The sequence below is a fragment of the Olleya sp. UBA1516 genome (assembly GCF_002323495.1).
In the GTDB taxonomy this organism is placed as follows: domain Bacteria; phylum Bacteroidota; class Bacteroidia; order Flavobacteriales; family Flavobacteriaceae; genus Olleya.
In genome coordinates, this window is the sequence record NZ_DCQO01000020.1 from 76,287 (window position 1) to 93,913 (window position 17,627).

General features: G+C 32.0%; 8 protein-coding genes. 3 read left to right on the forward strand and 5 right to left on the reverse strand.

Annotated features, from left to right (window positions below):
* Positions 1-40 precede the first annotated feature (40 nt).
* Positions 41-1,582, forward strand: a complete 1,542-nt coding sequence (locus tag B2989_RS12705; protein WP_292949046.1) for an acyl-CoA carboxylase subunit beta — start codon at positions 41-43, stop codon at positions 1,580-1,582.
* Between the two features lie 86 nt (positions 1,583-1,668).
* Here B2989_RS12705 and B2989_RS12710 read toward each other — a convergent pair whose 3' ends face one another.
* The 3 genes from B2989_RS12710 to B2989_RS12720 all read right to left on the reverse strand — a co-directional run bounded on the left by B2989_RS12710 (position 1,669) and on the right by B2989_RS12720 (position 9,189).
* A complete protein-coding gene (locus B2989_RS12710; RefSeq protein ID WP_292949049.1) occupies positions 1,669-4,242 on the reverse strand; it encodes a T9SS type A sorting domain-containing protein in 2,574 nt (857 codons plus the stop codon).
* Positions 4,243-4,400: 158 nt separating this feature from the next.
* Complete coding sequence (locus B2989_RS12715) at positions 4,401-7,454, reverse strand: T9SS type A sorting domain-containing protein (protein WP_292949052.1); 3,054 nt, start codon at positions 7,452-7,454, stop codon at positions 4,401-4,403.
* Positions 7,455-7,578: 124 nt separating this feature from the next.
* Positions 7,579-9,189 (reverse strand): helix-turn-helix transcriptional regulator, encoded by a 1,611-nt coding sequence (locus B2989_RS12720; protein ID WP_292949055.1) that lies wholly within the window; start codon positions 9,187-9,189, stop codon positions 7,579-7,581.
* A gap of 278 nt (positions 9,190-9,467) precedes the next feature.
* Between B2989_RS12720 and B2989_RS12725 the strand changes: the two genes are divergently transcribed.
* Both B2989_RS12725 and B2989_RS12730 read left to right on the forward strand, forming a co-directional pair.
* Positions 9,468-10,367, forward strand: coding sequence for a serine hydrolase (locus B2989_RS12725; protein ID WP_292949058.1), 900 nt, complete (start codon positions 9,468-9,470; stop codon positions 10,365-10,367).
* Positions 10,368-10,466: 99 nt separating this feature from the next.
* Entirely contained in the window at positions 10,467-13,310 is a 2,844-nt protein-coding gene (locus B2989_RS12730; RefSeq protein WP_292949060.1) for an NTP/NDP exchange transporter, read from the forward strand.
* On the opposite strand, the gene B2989_RS12735 is transcribed toward B2989_RS12730, so the two are convergent.
* Both B2989_RS12735 and B2989_RS12740 read right to left on the reverse strand, forming a co-directional pair.
* Positions 13,300-14,559, reverse strand: coding sequence for a serine hydrolase (locus B2989_RS12735; RefSeq protein ID WP_292949063.1), 1,260 nt, complete (start codon positions 14,557-14,559; stop codon positions 13,300-13,302). The genes B2989_RS12730 and B2989_RS12735 overlap by 11 nt on opposite strands.
* Positions 14,560-17,466 (reverse strand): PEP/pyruvate-binding domain-containing protein, encoded by a 2,907-nt coding sequence (locus B2989_RS12740; protein ID WP_292949066.1) that lies wholly within the window; start codon positions 17,464-17,466, stop codon positions 14,560-14,562.
* Between the last annotated feature and the right edge of the window lie 161 nt (positions 17,467-17,627).

The window sequence follows — 17,627 nt, forward strand, 5'->3', positions numbered from 1 at the left end:
ACGTATAGCGTTTACAATTATACGTGATTAAAATAGAGATATGGAATCTAAAATAAAAACCTTAAACGAAAAACTTGAGCTATCCAAATTAGGAGGTGGTCAAGCAAGAATAGATAAACAACACCAAAAGAAAAAATTAACAGCCCGAGAACGTGTTACTTATTTAATGGACGAAGGTTCGTTTGAAGAAATTGGTGCATTAGTAACCCACAGAACGGTTGATTTTGGAATGCAAAACCAAAAATTTTATGGTGATGGTGTTATTACAGGATACGGAACAATAAACGGAAGATTAGTGTATGTTTTTGCACAAGATTTTACAGTATTTGGAGGTGCTTTGTCTGAAACACATGCCGAGAAAATTTGTAAAATTATGGACTTAGCACTTAAAGTTGGCGCACCTTTTATTGGCCTTAACGATTCTGGAGGTGCACGTATCCAAGAAGGTGTAAAATCCTTAGGTGGATATGCTGATATTTTTCATAGAAATGTAAAAGCATCTGGTGTCATTCCACAACTATCTGCAATTATGGGACCATGTGCTGGAGGTGCTGTTTACAGTCCTGCAATGACAGATTTTACTATGATGGTAGAAGACACCAGTTACATGTTTGTAACTGGTCCGAACGTTGTTAAAACAGTAACAAACGAGGAAGTGACTAGTGAAGAACTTGGTGGTGCAAGTACGCACTCAACTAAATCTGGTGTAGCCCATGTAACATCATCAAATGATATTGAATGTCTTGAAGATGTTAAACGTTTACTTAGTTATTTACCACAAAGTAACTTAGAAAAACCAAAAGATTTACCGTTTGAGTTAGGTGAAGAAATTAGAGACGAACTAAAAACAATTATTCCAACTAATGCCAATAAACCATATGACATGCATAATGTTATAAAAGGTATAATTGATGCAGATAGCTTTTTTGAAATCCATAAAAACTTTGCAGAAAATATTATCGTAGGATTTGCAAGAATTGGCGGAAAAGGCGTTGGTATTGTAGCCAACCAACCATTATTTTTAGCAGGTGTTTTAGATGTAAATAGTTCGCGTAAAGCAGCACGTTTTACACGCTTTTGTGATGCGTTTAATATTCCGTTATTAGTTTTAGTGGATGTTCCAGGTTTTTTACCAGGAACAGATCAAGAATGGAACGGAATTATTGTACATGGTGCAAAACTATTATACGCTTTAAGCGAAGCTACAGTACCTAAAGTAACTGTAATTACAAGAAAAGCCTATGGTGGTGCTTATGATGTAATGAACTCTAAACACATTGGAGCAGACTTAAATTACGCTTGGCCAAGTGCTGAGATTGCAGTTATGGGAGCTAAAGGTGCCAGCGAAATTATTTTTAGAAAAGAAATAAAAGAATCAGACAATCCTGAAGAAAAACTTTTAGAAAAAGAAGCCGAATATGCAGAGTTGTTTGCTAACCCTTATAAAGCTGCAGAACGTGGTTTTATAGATGAAGTTATTCTTCCTGAAAACACAAGACGTAAATTAATAAAAGCGTTTAAAATGCTGGAACACAAAGAAGAAGTATTACCAAACAGAAAACATGGTAATATTCCGTTATAGAACAAACAAAGTATAAAGTAAAAAAAAGAGCCTCAATTGAGGCTCTTTTTAGTTTCCCTAAAAAATTAGAGATTACTAGCTATTATTTATTCTATAATCACTTTTTGAGAAGATACTGTTGTACCATCGGTCATTCTTACTACATAAATCCCTGACGCTATTGTGCTAACATCTAAAGTATTTAATCCTGTTGTTAAGCTTCCCTTTTTGACTAAACCTCCTATCACATTGTACATTTGGTACTCATAATTACTATTAGCAGTGTTTAATTTAATATTTAAAAGACCTGCATTTACTGGATTTGGATACACTACAGGTGCAGCTTCATTAGATAATTGTACTTCTTCTACACCTAAGGTTTCATTAAAAATACTAATTTCCCAAAGTCCTCTTCCATATGTTCCAACTACCAATTTATCTTGTGTGTAGTTAATTTCTAAATCATTAATAACCACATTTGGCAACCCTTCGCCTAACTTAGACCAATCTTCCGTTCCTGTTTTAAAATACACGCCAATTTCGGTTCCTAAAAATAAAATTTCTTGACCTTGATTTTGTTTTAAAACCACTTGTTTTGCAACTATGTTTGGTAATCCTGCTGAAATATTAGTCCAAGTCGATCCACCATCGATAGACTTAAAAACCTTTGATCCATCTACATAACCATTTACTGTTGCATATAAAATATTAGTATTGTTTTGATTTAATGAAACAGAATTCATTTTAGCACTAGCTTCAGGTTGATTAACTGTGGTCCATGTACTTCCATCATTATTAGATTTTCTAGCTGAAGTTTCGCCAATAACAATTAAATTATTTCCAAAAGTTTCGATATACTCTATAGCTCCTGCTCCAGAGTTTAAGTTAGTCCAAGTGTCTCCTTTATTAGCCGATTTATAAACATCTGCAAAACCACCATATAATATTGAAGAATTTGTGGAGTGCATTTTTAGCGTCCAAACAAAAGGAGCTCCTGCTGTTGGTGTTGTTAAACTTGTTCCCCAAACATCTCCTAAAAAGCCATTATTTGCACTTGTTAACCCACCATTTTGTGACCCTAAATATCTAATTTGAGGATTTGTATAATCTACAGCTGTACAAGTACCATCTCCTGCACCTGCTGTTACCCATGTTGGTACACCTCCAACTAACTCTAAACTGTATCCATCATTATCTTGGTTTCCCATAATTATGTTATCTGATGTGGTTTGTGGTGTTATTGCTACTGAATATAGCTGCGTTACTATTACTCCGTTTGACTTATATTCTACCGTAGGTTTTTCATCTGCAATATTGCTATAGGTTACAAAATTTAAACCACCATCGTTTACATTCCAAAAAGAATAGCCATCATCTAAAGGTCCGATCTCATGTATGTCTGCATGTCCATAAGAACCTGCAGAACTATTATCAGACCATGAGTTGTTTAAAGTTACATACCAAGTATTACCTGAGTCATCAGAATTTATTCCATCCACTACTCCACTAATAATCAATCCATCTTTTACAGTTAAACATTGGTTATAAGAACCTTGCGTATTATATCCTACTGCTGGCACACCAATAGTAGTTAATACTGGTGAAGCTAAAGTGGTATTATAAGTAGAAATCTGTCCATTTTCGCTTTGTACATAAAATACACCTAATTGATCTGATGTAATAGCATGATGTTGACTATTGTTACCTTCTGGTATTAAAACACTCCATGTACTTCCATTATTTGAAGAGAAAAACAATCCTCCCCAACTATCCGAACACATAATATTATTACCATTTCTATGAAACTTACCTATTACAGCATCGTCATAATTATGACTATAAACATTGGTCCAAGTGATACCTCCATCTGTTGTTTTTTTAATGTGTTTATTAGTTCCAACAATTACTGTATTTGCATCAATAACTATTAAATTAGAGGTTGACTCTTGTTGGTCTAAACTAAATGTCAAATTTGTTGGTTGATAGGTTTCGCCAAAATCAGTTGATTTATAAATCCCAATTGATTTAATATGCTTAGCGTCATAATCTCCTGTAGAAATGTATATAGTTCCAGGATTATTAATATCTGTAGCACTACTTTTAACATCAGTAACACCAATACCTGCTAAATGATCTAATTTAGGCGACCATGATGTACCATTATCTGTAGATTTCCAAACACCACCAACTGGAGCACTTACAAACAATACGTTTTGATTTGGGTCTGTAGCGTGTTTATATCTTAAAAAATTAGTTAACCTTCCAAGCTGCGGATAATTAGGATAACCATTAGCATCTGGGACTTGTTGTGGTCCAATATTAGTCCAGGTTTGACCAGTATTTAAAGATCTGCTACTTTGATTAAATACATTTGTGTTGTTTTCTACTTTTCCATTGGCATCAATAATACCTGCATTATAATACCCTGAGAAAGCGTTAGGGAAATTACCGTCAATATCTACTCTATCTTTCCAAAAATAAGCCCAACGTTCAAATTGTTTATGCTTTTTAATTTCGGTTTTAGATGCATTTTTATTAAATGCTCCTAATTCCTCTCGGACTTGTTTAATAATTTGATAATAATTGCTCCCTTTTATATAAGGTGTGGATTTATAGACTATAGATTGAGCATAGGATACAATCGTGAAGACCAATAATAAAAACGTAATTGTTTTTTTCATGTTTTTCTATTTAATGGTTAAAACAACACAAATATGCTATATCCTTTATATAGTTGCGCTAAGAAAGACTACGCAATAACTACGCAGTTCTAGTTTAAACAAAAAAATCCCCAAAAGCAGCTGCTCTTGAGGATTCCTGACATAGTTAATTATTGCTATTATTTAACTATCAACTTATATGTAAATATTCCGTTTTGGTTATTGATTCTAACAAAATAAAATCCCGTTTGATACTGCGAAATATCAATATTATAATTTTCGATTAGGTTAAGATTCTTTTTAAAGAACATTAATTTCCCTAGAGCATTAAATACTCTAACATCTACTGTTTCATTTGAATTAGATACCAAATTAAACGTTTGTGATGCTGGATTAGGATACATTTTTATACCAGATGTTTCTGTTGGGCTTTCTGATATTCCTAATGTTGTAATATCATATCTAGGCGTGCGCCAAACACCACGACCATAGGTAGCTGTATATAATTTATTGTCAGCATAATTAATTTCTAACTCGCTAATTTTTACATTAGGTAGATTATTAATAAAAGGTTTCCATGAGTTACTTGTTGTATTATCAATGTAATACACACCATAATCCATACCTAAATATAATCCGTCGTTACCATTGTTATCCCATACTAATGCTAAAGCACTAAAATCTGGTAAATCAAATTTGTAGGAGGTCCATGTTGTACCTCCATCATTTGTAACATATACCTTTTCTGTACCTACCGTTGCTATTGCAACTTTATTAGGATTAGTTGGATGTATAGCTATAGAATTGATATAGTCTCCAGAGTAACTAGTTACTTCCGTCCAAGTACCTGATCCTGTTGTTGTTTTATAAAGCTTATTTAAGTAAGCAGCATACATTGTATTTGGTGTGGACTCTGAAATTTTAAGATGGTTTAATTTAGAAGTAAAAACCTGAGAAATAGCAATCCAATTTAAGCCACCATCTAAAGATTTATATACTTGATCGTAACCAGCATAAATAACGTTTACAGCAATTGGATCTTGCTCAAAAGGTGTAATCCAATTTCCTGTTTTATTATCCGGAATAGTGATTGCTGCTAATGTTTGACCACCATCAATAGATTTATTCAAGCTTCCATCTTGAGCTGTACCATAAATAATTTGACTGTTAGTTTTGTCTACAAAACCTTCCATACCATCTCCACCAATCCAATCTCTCCAAACACCTGTTGAAGTTAATGTAGCACTTCCATTATCTTGAGCACCTCCTGTAACTACCACAGGACTAGTTTGGCTAATTCCAAAAGCGTAAAATTGTCTAATCCCTAATCCCGCTGTTATATCTGTAAAATAGGTTGTACTTATTGGTCCTGCACTGTTTGTAGCTTTAAAAACACCTCCATCAGTTGTTGTATACAATGTACTTCCAACAAACGTCAGTAAATCGACATCTGCATGAGAATAACCTAAATTATTTGATTCCGTATCAGAAATATTCCAGTTAGTTGTTGGATTAAAGGTAACACCACCATCTAAAGATCGCCAAGTATTAACACCTGCAATATGCACTTCGTTAGCATTAGTATGACTTACTGCAATATCCATATCTCTTGGTGCTTGACCACTTGTTGCATCACTTAAATCTGTAGCCACAAGATTATAGCCAAAATAATTTTTACCAGAATGCTCTAATGTTGTAAACGTATTTCCGCTGTTAGAAGATTTATATAATGCCTTAAAATAAGCTCCTGACGTCCCACTTGCCTCTACCATATAAACAACAGATGGATCAGCATTTGTAACTGCAAGCATTTTTGCTCCTACACTAAATACATTAGGTGTTGCAGACTCAAAGCCATCACTAAACACCGTTCCTAAATTGGAAGTTTCCACCTTAATGTCATCTAATGTAACGCCTCCACCTCCTGCGTTTGTAACAGCTCCTTCAAAAGCAATATGGTAATCGGCAGAAGTATTTGGTAAACTTAAAGTAATATCAGACCATGCTTCTTGAGCGGTTGTGTAACTAGCTAACTCAATCCAAGAACTTGCTGAAGTTGTTTTGTAATACACTTTTAAAGCATCAACATCTCCAAAATAATCCGGTTGCGCATATGAGAATTTTAAAACTGGATTAGTTGCTGTCCCTAGGTTTAAAGCTGGTATCACTAATTTAGTCTTATTACCAGTAGCTCCAGATGTACCTTTTTCAAACAGTCCTAATCCAGAACCTGTTTTAGGCGTAATTAACGTGACACCAAAATGTTGCGAACCTTGATTTATGGATTTCCAATTTAAAGTCCCATTTACATACTCAGTGTCATAATTAGGTACGCCTGTTGGTGGTTCAACTTTGGTAAAAGTTACACCTCCATCTGTAGATTTAAATAAAAAGACTCCAGAAGCATAAATTGTATTAGAATCAAAGGGTTTAAACTCGAAATCATAACCTCTAGAATCTGCTTCAGGATGAATTAATGACCAAGAACTACCAGAGTTAGTAGACTTAAAAAGTCCACCATGCTCAATACTACAGTACATTTTTGAAGGTGTAGTTGGATCAATCAAAATTCGGTTTACTTCTCCACTGCCTATTGCACTAGCTACTAAATTCCAGGTTGCTCCAGCATCTGTAGATTTGAAGATTGTTCCGTTATCTGATCCCCAAAAATAAGTTGAAGGGTCTGATGGATGCATAGCTAAGGCATAAACCTTCATGTTAGAAAAATTATCGCATAAAGGCGTCCAATTGGTTCCTCCATCTATTGTTTTCCAAACACCTCCTGTTTCGGAACCTACAATAATATGGTTTTGATTACCTGTTTCAAAAGCTATAGAAGTAATTCTACCTGTTCCAGGATTCCAACCTGAAGTTGCATTCCAAGAATATGGTCCTAATTGCTCCCAGTTTCCGTTGTCAGAAGATGCACTTCTGCTGTTAATTGCTTTTTGATTAATATAATTATTATAACGCTCTAATTCATTATAATAAAATTTATTAGATCTTAAAACTCCATTTTGTTTAATAGATCTTAAAGCTTGATATTCCCAACGTTTATATTGTTTGTAACCAGTGCCTCTTCCTTTACCTTTATTTTCAAAATGGGCTTGAGCTGCTATCTGGATTTCTTGGACTGTATAAGTTCCTTTATTAATCATTTCACTATAATCAATAGATTGAGAAAACAATGATCCCGTTGATAATAGTAATAAAATTAGGTAGATTTTTTTCATTAGTATTTTAGAGTTATAATTTATATATCTACAAATAACTAAAGGCTAATTGCATTAATAAAATTATAAACTACGCATTAACTACGCACATCATAAAAAAACTAAAAATCAAGGTTTTACTAGGTTAAAGTGCACTAATTTTAGAATCCTTAAACGTGTCATTTAAGTAATCAATTAGCGTGAGTGTGCTGTCTAATTCCTCAATTTTTTTGGAAATACGATAGCGTTTGCTTTCTACAGCACGAGTAGAGGTATTAAAAAAAGCTGCGATTTCTTTATTTTTAAAACCTAAAAACAAATAATAACAGATGATGATTTCAGAATCATTTAAATTAGAATGCATCGCTTTTATTTGAGTAAAAAACTCGATATTAACATCATTAATTAGATCTAAATAATTTTCTTCTTTTGCTAAAAATGTTGACGATTGATGGTGTATGTTTTTATATAATGCTTTAGTTTTTTCTTTTTGTTCAGAAGAATTATCTATAGAAGAAATGGTTCTCAACTCTCTTTTAAGTTCAGTAATATAATCCTCCAAACCTCTAACCTTAACTTTCAGTTTTTCATGATTGGTTTGCATAAACTGATATTCGTCTTTGCGTTTAGTAAACTCGATAATCTTCAGTTTAATTTTCTTGTAGCGTAATACTATAAAAGTACCAAACACAATTATAGCACCAATAAGTATTTCAATCCATATTCTATTTGTATTTCTTTTTTTGGTAACCTCTAGCAATGCTTCGTCAGTATTAACCAACGCATTATTTAGTTCTAAACTTGCGTTAGATGCTTTTTGTAACAACTGGTCGTTAAATACACTTAAAGAATCTAAATAGTTATTTTTAGCAACGTCGTTACCCAATTGTCCATAATAGTCAGCATATAGTTTAAAATACTCTTTAACATCATAGCTATTCATTGATTGACGCATTTTAGTAGATGCATCAAGATAGAACGCTACGGAATCCATTGCTTTTTGTTTGAACTGAATGTGTGCAAAACAATTATTAATTGTTACTATATGTGATTTGTACAATGCACTTACTATTGTACTATTATTTTCTAAATTTTTAAGTAAATTAAAATAATAATGTGCTGTATTTAAATTATCTAAATGTGCGTAATTAGAGGTCAACATAAATAAGGCATACATGTAATAATATTGATCCTCTAAAATATTTTTATATTGCTGTAAATTAGACAATAATAAGGCGTTACTTTTGGCGTAATCACCTTGATCAAAAGGAATGTAAGCGTACATTTGACTTACTTCTGCTAAGCCATTTGCATTATTAGTTTTAGTATAAAATGATTTAGCATCTTCTAGATATTTAAATGCAGTAGAGTCCTTATTAATTAGATACGAATTATAAAAAAGCTCAACAGATACCATGCCTGCAATATCGTAATCCTTCTCTAATTTAGCATGTTTTAAAGCTAAAGCAAAATTTTGAAACTGCTTGATAGGTTCTTCATTTTTATCATTTAAAAGTCCCTTTAATTGATAATAATATGCTAACCGTCCTGTAATATTAGAAGTAATTGGATTAGGAATACTATCTAAAAACTGAGCTGATATTTTTGGGTCGACATCCAAATATGTTTGTGCAGAGTCTAATAAACTATAATAATTTTGCTGCTTTTTAGATTGACCAATTGCAAAACCACAAAATAGAAATAACGTTATAAATAAAGTAAAAAAAGAATTAATTCTGAACTGCTTAAAAATCATTAAAATCTAACTTTGATGTCGTGTTTCAAACAAATTTAAGTAAATTAATATTCATAAAAAATGGATTGATTACTTTAAAAGAAATATTTAAAATTTAAGTCTTGTAAAGATTATTTTTCACCTTAAATTATAATAAATTAACTAAATAATTATAGTAGTTATCAGACAAGTACTGCAAATGCTGATAAATATAAAAATGCTCAATATTAAAATTTAACACTTTAACTACTAGTTATTTATATACATTTGCTATATTATATTTACTGTGTTATTTTAAGATGAAAACAAAATTTTTTTTTCTTGCCTTAGTTACTTTGTTAGTAACCAATAGTTTTGCTCAAGATGAGTTGCCTTTACCTACAAGTGATGGCAGAATTGCATTACTGACTTCTTTGGTTGATAATAATCTTCAAAAAACATTAGAAAAAGAAATTAATTCTAATCCGTTATGGAAAACCTTAATTAATCAGAAAAAAATGGCAATTGGTTTAGTGGACTTAAGAGACACTAATAATGTAAAATTTGCACGACTTAATGGCAACCACATGATGTATGCTGCAAGTTTACCAAAAATCGCTGTTTTACTTGCTGCAATGGATGCTATTGATAAAAAAGAACTAATAGAGACTAAAGATATTAGAAAGGATATGCGACTAATGATTAGCAAATCCAACAATCAAGCAACAACCAGAATGATTGATCGCTTAGGATACGACAAGATTGAAGCGGTTATGAGAAGCCCAAAATATAAGTTTTATGACGAAAACTTTGGAGGTGGTCTATGGGTTGGAAAACGTTATGGTGGTGGCGGAAATACTAACAGAGAGCCTTTAAAAAACCTTAGTCATGCTGCTACAGTTACACAAGTATGCAGATATTATTACTTACTAGCCAATGGTAAATTAGTAAACAGAAAACGATCTAAACAAATGTTAGATATTATGGAAAACCCAGAGTTACACCATAAATTTGTAAACACTTTAGATAAAATTGCTCCTGAAGCTAGAATATTTAGAAAATCTGGCTCATGGAAAAATTACCATTCAGACTCTGTTTTAGTTTGGGGAAAAGACGACAATAGACGCTATATTTTAGTCGCTTTAATCGAAGATTCAGCTGGAGAGCAAATTATTAGAGACTTAATTAAACCTATTGAAAAAGTTTTAAGAACACAATAGTCTACCCTTAAATTAGATAAATTATTGCCTATATAAAACATAAAAAGCAATACCTTTATAGTGTTATTTGACAATAATTTTTGACCTATAAACACCATCTTGAAAATCAAACTTCCTATTAATAAAAAGCTTAAAACATTTATTTTAAAAGCATTTGATATTAAAGAAGAAGAGTTAAACAAAACGCTCCTACTTCAACTCAATATCTTTATTTTAATAACAACATTGTTGGTTATTAAGCCTACAATAAATTCGCTGTTTTTATCAGAGCTTACCTCTAACGCTTTACCTTTAGGTTACGTACTAACAGCGTTAATGGCTATAATTGGATCTTTTTTTTATACCAAAGCTCTAGAAAAATACACTTTAAATATCATAATTGATAGGACATTAATAGCCTCTATTACCTCATTAATAGCGTTTGGTATTTTACTGAAATTTAATGTCATTTCAGGCGTTTTCTTATACATTCCGTATGTATGGGTCGCTATTTACGGATTACTTACTGCGTCTCAATTTTGGTTATTGGCTAATGTGGTTTACAATGTTAGAGAAGCTAAACGAGTGTTTGGATTTATTGGTGCAGGTGCTATTGCTGGTGGTATTTTTGGAGGTTACCTTACTTCCTTTTTAACTAAAATTTTATACACAGAAGACTTACTTTTTATAGCTGCAATACTAGTTTCAATATGTGTACCATTATCTAGATATATTTGGAAAAATGAGGTTAAAAGTTTAAACGAGTTTCAGTTATCTATTAAAAATGAGACGAATTCTAAATCACCTTTTAAACTAATAAGACAATCCAAATTATTAAGCTTAATTGCATTAGTCATTGGGATGAGTGTTTTAATTGCCAAGTTAATTGATTATCAATATAGTGATTATGCCTCTAGATTTATAGCTACGGAAGACGAGTTAACGTCATTTTTTGGTTTTTGGTTTTCTACCTTAAGTGTTATTTCATTATTAATTCAACTGTTTTTAACCAAACGTATTGTTGGTACTTTTGGTGTTGGCAAATCCCTTTTATGGCTTCCTGCTGGTATTTTAATAGGCTCTATTTTACTACTTTTTATTCCGGAGTTATGGGTTATTGTATTTATAAAAGTAGTGGATGGTAGTTTAAAACAGTCTGTAAACAAAGCCTCTACAGAGTTGTTATCCATACCTATTCAAATGGATATTAAAAAGAAAACTAAAACTTTTACAGATGTTGTTGTGGACAGTATAGCTACAGGAATAGCAGGTTTTATTTTAATATTTTTTATTAACGGTTTAGATATTTCATCGACATCTATTAGTATTATTATTATCGTCTTGATTATTATATGGTTGGTTTTAATCTATTTTTTAAGACAGCAATATGTCATCGCATTTAAACAACTTTTAGATAACACTGAAGTCAAAAAAAGTAAAGTCCATAAAGAGGAACTTAAAGTCACCTCAATCATTGGTTCCGTTTTACGCGTTTTAAATACTGGTAAAGAAAACCAAATAATTAACATGCTTGAAAAAACACTTGAAGTTAAAGACGAACGTTTTTTTACTGCCATTAAAACACTATTAAACCACGACTCTCCTAAAGTAAAAGCCTTAGCTATTGATAATTTATATTTTTTGAAAACGGAAAATTTATCAACACAAATTGAAGCTATGATTTATGACGATAACCAGCAAGTTACAACGTCTGCCTTTAGATATCTTTTAAAAAATTATAAGCAAAATACAATCGTTTTATTTGAAAACCATATAAATAGTACAGACAATACCATTGCTAATGCAGCTTTAGTAGGCTTATCTTTGGAGTTAAGAAACAACCAACTATTACAAAATCGTTTTAACTTAGAACAAAAAATAGAATCTGCTTTAAATAAATATTTAGAACTTACTGATGCCAATTTAAAAAACAATACTATTAAATCTGTTTTAGAAAGTATTGGTAACGCAAAAATCAGCACCTACTACAATGTGCTTAAAACGCAACTACTTTCCAAAGATTTAGATGTTGTAAAGACCGCAATAATCAGTGCATCCAAAACTTTAGATCCTGAATTTATTGACCATATTATTTCGCATTTATCAATAAAAGAAACCAGACAAATTGCTGTAGACGCCTTGTTTTTTTATAACGATCCTGTTATAGACGTCCTATATCAAAAGGTTATAAAAGAAACAATAGATTTTGAAGATGCTGCTTATGTAATATTGGTTATTGAAAAGTTTAAATCACAAAAAGCCATTAACACATTAATGTTGCTAACTGGTGATACAGAACATACAGTTAAAATTGAGGCAATTGAAGCCTTAAAACGATTAAAATGGAAGTATCCACATCTAAAAATTAAAGATCGCTTTATAGTGGATAAAATTTTAGACGAATGTCAATTATATCAAAATACATTAGCTGTTATACACACTCAAATTGTGTTACAATATAAAATGAAATCGGTAACCATAGAGTCTAAAGATGAAAACGAAGCCAGAAACGGACTTATTCATTTGCTAGAACAACGATTGGATAGACAACTGCAACGTATTTTTAGATTTTTAGGCATTAAATATCCTCCAAATGATGTTGACCCTATCTTAAACACCATCATGCATGGTAAAGAAGAGCAGCGCATTCATGCAATCGAGTTTTTAGATAATATTCTAAACAGTCAGCTTAAAAAAGAATTAATTCCGGTTGCCGAATCAGTGTTACTAGATTCTAATCAAGAAGAAAAATTAAAAAAATTAAACCTTAAAGTTTTTAGCGAAATTGAATGCTATAACGAGCTTTTAAAACGAAAAGACGTAAAACTAAAATTTGCTGTTTTATATCTTATTGAAAAATCAAATAACACCAACTTTAAACCGCTATTAGAATTGGTGTTAATTAATGAAACTAATAAAAAAATTAGAACAAAAACCGAAAGTCTTTTAGGCCTTACTTCCTGATTAATTTATCAATATTTGCTGCTAAAGTCATGTGGTCTGTTGCCGAGTTTTTACGCAATACATTAGTCATTAATACAACCATATAAGTTGTGTTATCAGGATGCTCTACAATTGCTACAGAGTTCATAAAATTTTGAATATTACCCATATACTTTCCACAAACCTGTCCATTACTTCTATCACATTTATATAAACTTCCAGATTTAAAATAGACTGCTGCTTCCTTTAAAGCAGGTGCTTGTGCATATCTAATACGTCTGTCTGTCATGTACATCAAACGTTTCATCTCTAGACTAGACTGCTCATCAATAACATTACCTTGCTCTAATTGTACTAAAAATTTCATAACACCAAATGGCGTTCCAATACTTCCTCCTTTATCACCAACGTAAGTATTTGCTCCTCTAGTAAAAAAACTTCCTAAACGCCATTCGTCTGCAGTTATTCCAAGGTTTCGTAACGGTAAATTTACTACATCGTTACCAAGGTCTGTTAGCACCTTTTTTTCTGTGGTTTTAAAATAAGTTAAGGCATCTGCTTCAGTTAATTCTGGGTATTTTTCGCCAAAAGCTTGCATTAATAACACTTCGCGCCAAACAATACTTGCTGCTCCATTATTACTAACAGATAACATATGGTCAGCCCACTCAAATAAAGAAAACTCATCACTAGCTATAACCTGACGTTTTACTAATTTTTTAGTTTCAATGTTATAAATAGGTATAGTATGCTCATCTGTTAAACCCCAAACTCCTGCTTTAACTACTTTAGTTTTTAATAACGTGATACGCTTTTCAAAATTATCAGGATAAATTTTTGATAATTGATCAAATAAACCTAGTAATACCGCCAGCTTACCTACACTTCCTGGTTGGTAACCTGCTGTTTCATTACGATGCGCGTATTTAATATTATTTAAGTCTGTAATATCCATTACGGTTAACGAGTAGCTTTTATCTAATCCTCTAAATAAATTGCTAATCTCCTTTTGAAAAGCTTCATTATCTTTAAAAAAACAATGCAAACTATCTGCTGCTTTTTCTTTTAAATTTAATTTAATATCCAAATAGGATTTAAACGCACCTTCAGGTAAGGTTTGTTTCTCCACTATTTCGCCACTTTTAATTAATTCTAAACGTTTTAAACGCTTAATACCTGTGTACTCATATCCATCAATTGGATATAACGTTGCTGTTGTAAAAGCAGAACATATTAGTACTAAAACTAGAACAATTAATACTTTTTTCATTTATATTTTTTTTGAAAGCGCGATCGCTTTATTAGTGTTTACTGTTGGTGTAATGGATTGTAAATACGTAGAACTTAACGCTTTTTTATTTTCTACAAAAGGTCTAATTTGAAACAACCAGAGTTTGTCATCCTTAAAGCCTAATTCAACATCATATGCGCCTTGATAGTCTGCATCTGTAGCACTTGGCATAGTTTGTCTAATAGTTTTAGCTAGCGCTTTAATATCTGCCATATTTTGAGCGTTTAAAATAGGCTGCTCAAAGGTTGCAGACTGTTTAAGCGTACCACCTGTGGTTGGTAAACTATTGTAATAACGCTCTCGCGAAGGTGCTAAAAATTGATAACCACCAGCATCCTTTAGTAAATAGGTTTCAGACGATTGTCCATCTACAGCTCCACCTGCTCCTCTACTAAAAGCAATAGTTAAATCTTGATCGTTTCCAGACGTTAATCCTTTTGTTATTAGCACTCCAGAGTAATCAACATCCACACTAGGAATTACTAAAATTGATGGAAATACATTTTCTGGATTTAATAAATATTTTTGTCTCCATTTAAAACTACGTTCTGTGTAAGGTGATGCCCAAACATCTTTAATACCCTCTAATATTTTGGATTTATCAACCACATTAAATAGTGTTAGGTTTAATCCTGCTCCTGTAAACTCTTTTAAATCTTCCATATTAGTATCACTTCTTAAAAACACAGGAATGGCACCTAAATCTTGTCCTAAAACAGTTTTAAAATCATTTTCCATTTGGGTTATAAACTCTGTTTTTAAAGGCATTTTTTTAATAGCAGCACGTAATGTTTCTAATTGTCTTAACTGGTAGTGTTCAATTTCTTCTTCTGCAATACCTTTAGATTCCATAGCAATTGCTTCTTTAAACATTGCTTCTAAAAACTGCCAGTAAGTTTTACTTTGGTCTGGCATATCTTGATCCATATGATCTCTAAATATTCCAAACGGAATTACTAAACCTTCTACAACTTGCTCTGGAAACATTTTTTTTAATTGTCCTAAATTAGCTGCTTTTGGGCCACAAATTTTACCCGAATTACTAGCATCAACATTTCGCAGATTTAAAACGTTATGCTCATTTAAAATAATGGTTTCAACAGGGACTTCTATTTTTTCATCACGACGTTCTTTTTTAGCAAATAAAGCACGTTCTTCTTCAGACATGTCTTGTTCTACTTTAATAATTACATTGCCTTTATTAGATACTGCATAAAATACTTTTTGACCGCTAAAGGCAATTAAATCCTCTAGATTTTGATCAGATAAAGCGGTATTTGGTATGCCTAAATTACGTGCTAATAATTGTACATGAGACACCATATTACCTTCAGATACTGTTGCAATTCCGGCAACAGGTTTTAAATCTGCTGGTGGACGCTGGAAAATATATATTTTATTTGAAGACACCTCAATATCATCAGGAGATCCTGCTATTACTACTAACTCACCAAACGCATAACCTGGATTTAAACCACGTATTGTACTTTGGTTTGGAATACTTAATACTTTATTTGTCAATGCAGACTCGTTGGCTATAAAATCACCTAATTCTCCAACCGCTTTACCTAAATGCAAAGCAATGGATCCTCTAATTTTATCATCAATAAAACCGTATGCTAATGGCTCAAAAGCAGTATAGGTGTTTACGGTTTCTTGATAAGTAGCTTTAACCATTCCAGAACTCCATTCCACCAAACTTCTTCCGTTTTGTAAAACAGTGGTTAATTCGCCTAAAGTAGTATCGTTTGTTGTGTTGCCAGATAATGTTAGATTTAGCGCTTCCCACTCATGCTGTTCTATATAACCAGTTGCAGCAGTTGCCATACCTAAATAGCATATTTTATCCACTAATTGTGCTACGGTTTGTGGTTGCCAAAGAGGTGCATTTTTAAAAATTATCTCCTCTAATTTTAACGATATATCTAGTAATTGTAAACGTGCCAAAGGACGTTTTTCCTCTAAAACAGAAGTTTTTAAAAGCGTTAATACCTCTGCTGTATTTTGGATTAAATCCGAAGTATTACTTGTTTCATGCTGTACAGATACATAATCCTTAAATGCTTTACCAAAAGTAGTCTCTTTTAACAAGGTCGCCTTTTGCAATAAAGCAGTTAAATCTATGGGTTTAAAAAAGGTGGTCATTGTAACTATTAAATCGTCAATCATCTTGATTTGATTAACAGACAGTTTAGTTACATGTTTTGCCCTAAAAGCTTTCACTTTTTCAATATCGTTAATTTCTGGTTGTGCATGGATTTTTACACGTAAATCCATAAATGGTAAATAAGCATCAGATAGCACTTTGGATTGACTACGCATTAATTGCGCTAAATTATCGTCTCCATTATGCGGAATATCCTTTAAGGATTGTCTAACTAAAAAGAAATTTTGTTGTATAACATCGTCTTTTGATAACAGCCATTTGTAAAAATCAATTCCCCAAGCTTCTTCATCTTCCGACTGAATGGCACCTCTATAAAATTGACTTTTTCTGTTAATCCAACCATTGTCAACGCCTCTTAAATATTTATCTAATTGGTATTGTTTTAATCTTGAATAGCTAGTTGATGCATCCCAAAACGCTTCAGTTTTAGAAAATGACAAAATTTGACCTAAAAAAATATGATTACTTAAGGCTAATTTTTCGACTTCATCTTTATATCTAGCATGTTGATTTCCTGGTCCAACATTATCTGGACAAGGATCTTTGGGTTGCCTTACGCTACCATCAGTACAAAACCAACGAATATCCTTGTAAGGACCACGTAAATCGTTTTTATACTTAGTAATTTGCTCCTTTATTACATCCGAAGCAATTTGTTGCGCTGATAATTGATTAGAAATCATCACAAAAATCAGGCTAATGATTACACTATTTCTCATTGAAAATCAAAGGTTTGTTACAAGATACAACATACGAATATAACTATTTATTCAATATATAATTGTTTTGCAAAGTTGTTATAAAAGTTTGATAATTATCAAATTAATTGGGTCTATTTTAACACCTATTTCACACTAATAAAACCAATGATAATTCTTTT

What these genes read in the sequence shown, in the direction of transcription:
- B2989_RS12705 (WP_292949046.1), top strand. Translation starts at nt 41, where the DNA reads ATGGAATCTAAAATAAAAACCTTAAACGAAAAACTTGAGCTATCCAAA.
- B2989_RS12710 (WP_292949049.1), bottom strand. Translation starts at nt 4,242, where the DNA reads ATGAAAAAAACAATTACGTTTTTATTATTGGTCTTCACGATTGTATCC.
- B2989_RS12715 (WP_292949052.1), bottom strand. Translation starts at nt 7,454, where the DNA reads ATGAAAAAAATCTACCTAATTTTATTACTATTATCAACGGGATCATTG.
- B2989_RS12720 (WP_292949055.1), bottom strand. Translation starts at nt 9,189, where the DNA reads ATGATTTTTAAGCAGTTCAGAATTAATTCTTTTTTTACTTTATTTATA.
- B2989_RS12725 (WP_292949058.1), top strand. Translation starts at nt 9,468, where the DNA reads ATGAAAACAAAATTTTTTTTTCTTGCCTTAGTTACTTTGTTAGTAACC.
- B2989_RS12735 (WP_292949063.1), bottom strand. Translation starts at nt 14,559, where the DNA reads ATGAAAAAAGTATTAATTGTTCTAGTTTTAGTACTAATATGTTCTGCT.
- B2989_RS12740 (WP_292949066.1), bottom strand. Translation starts at nt 17,466, where the DNA reads ATGAGAAATAGTGTAATCATTAGCCTGATTTTTGTGATGATTTCTAAT.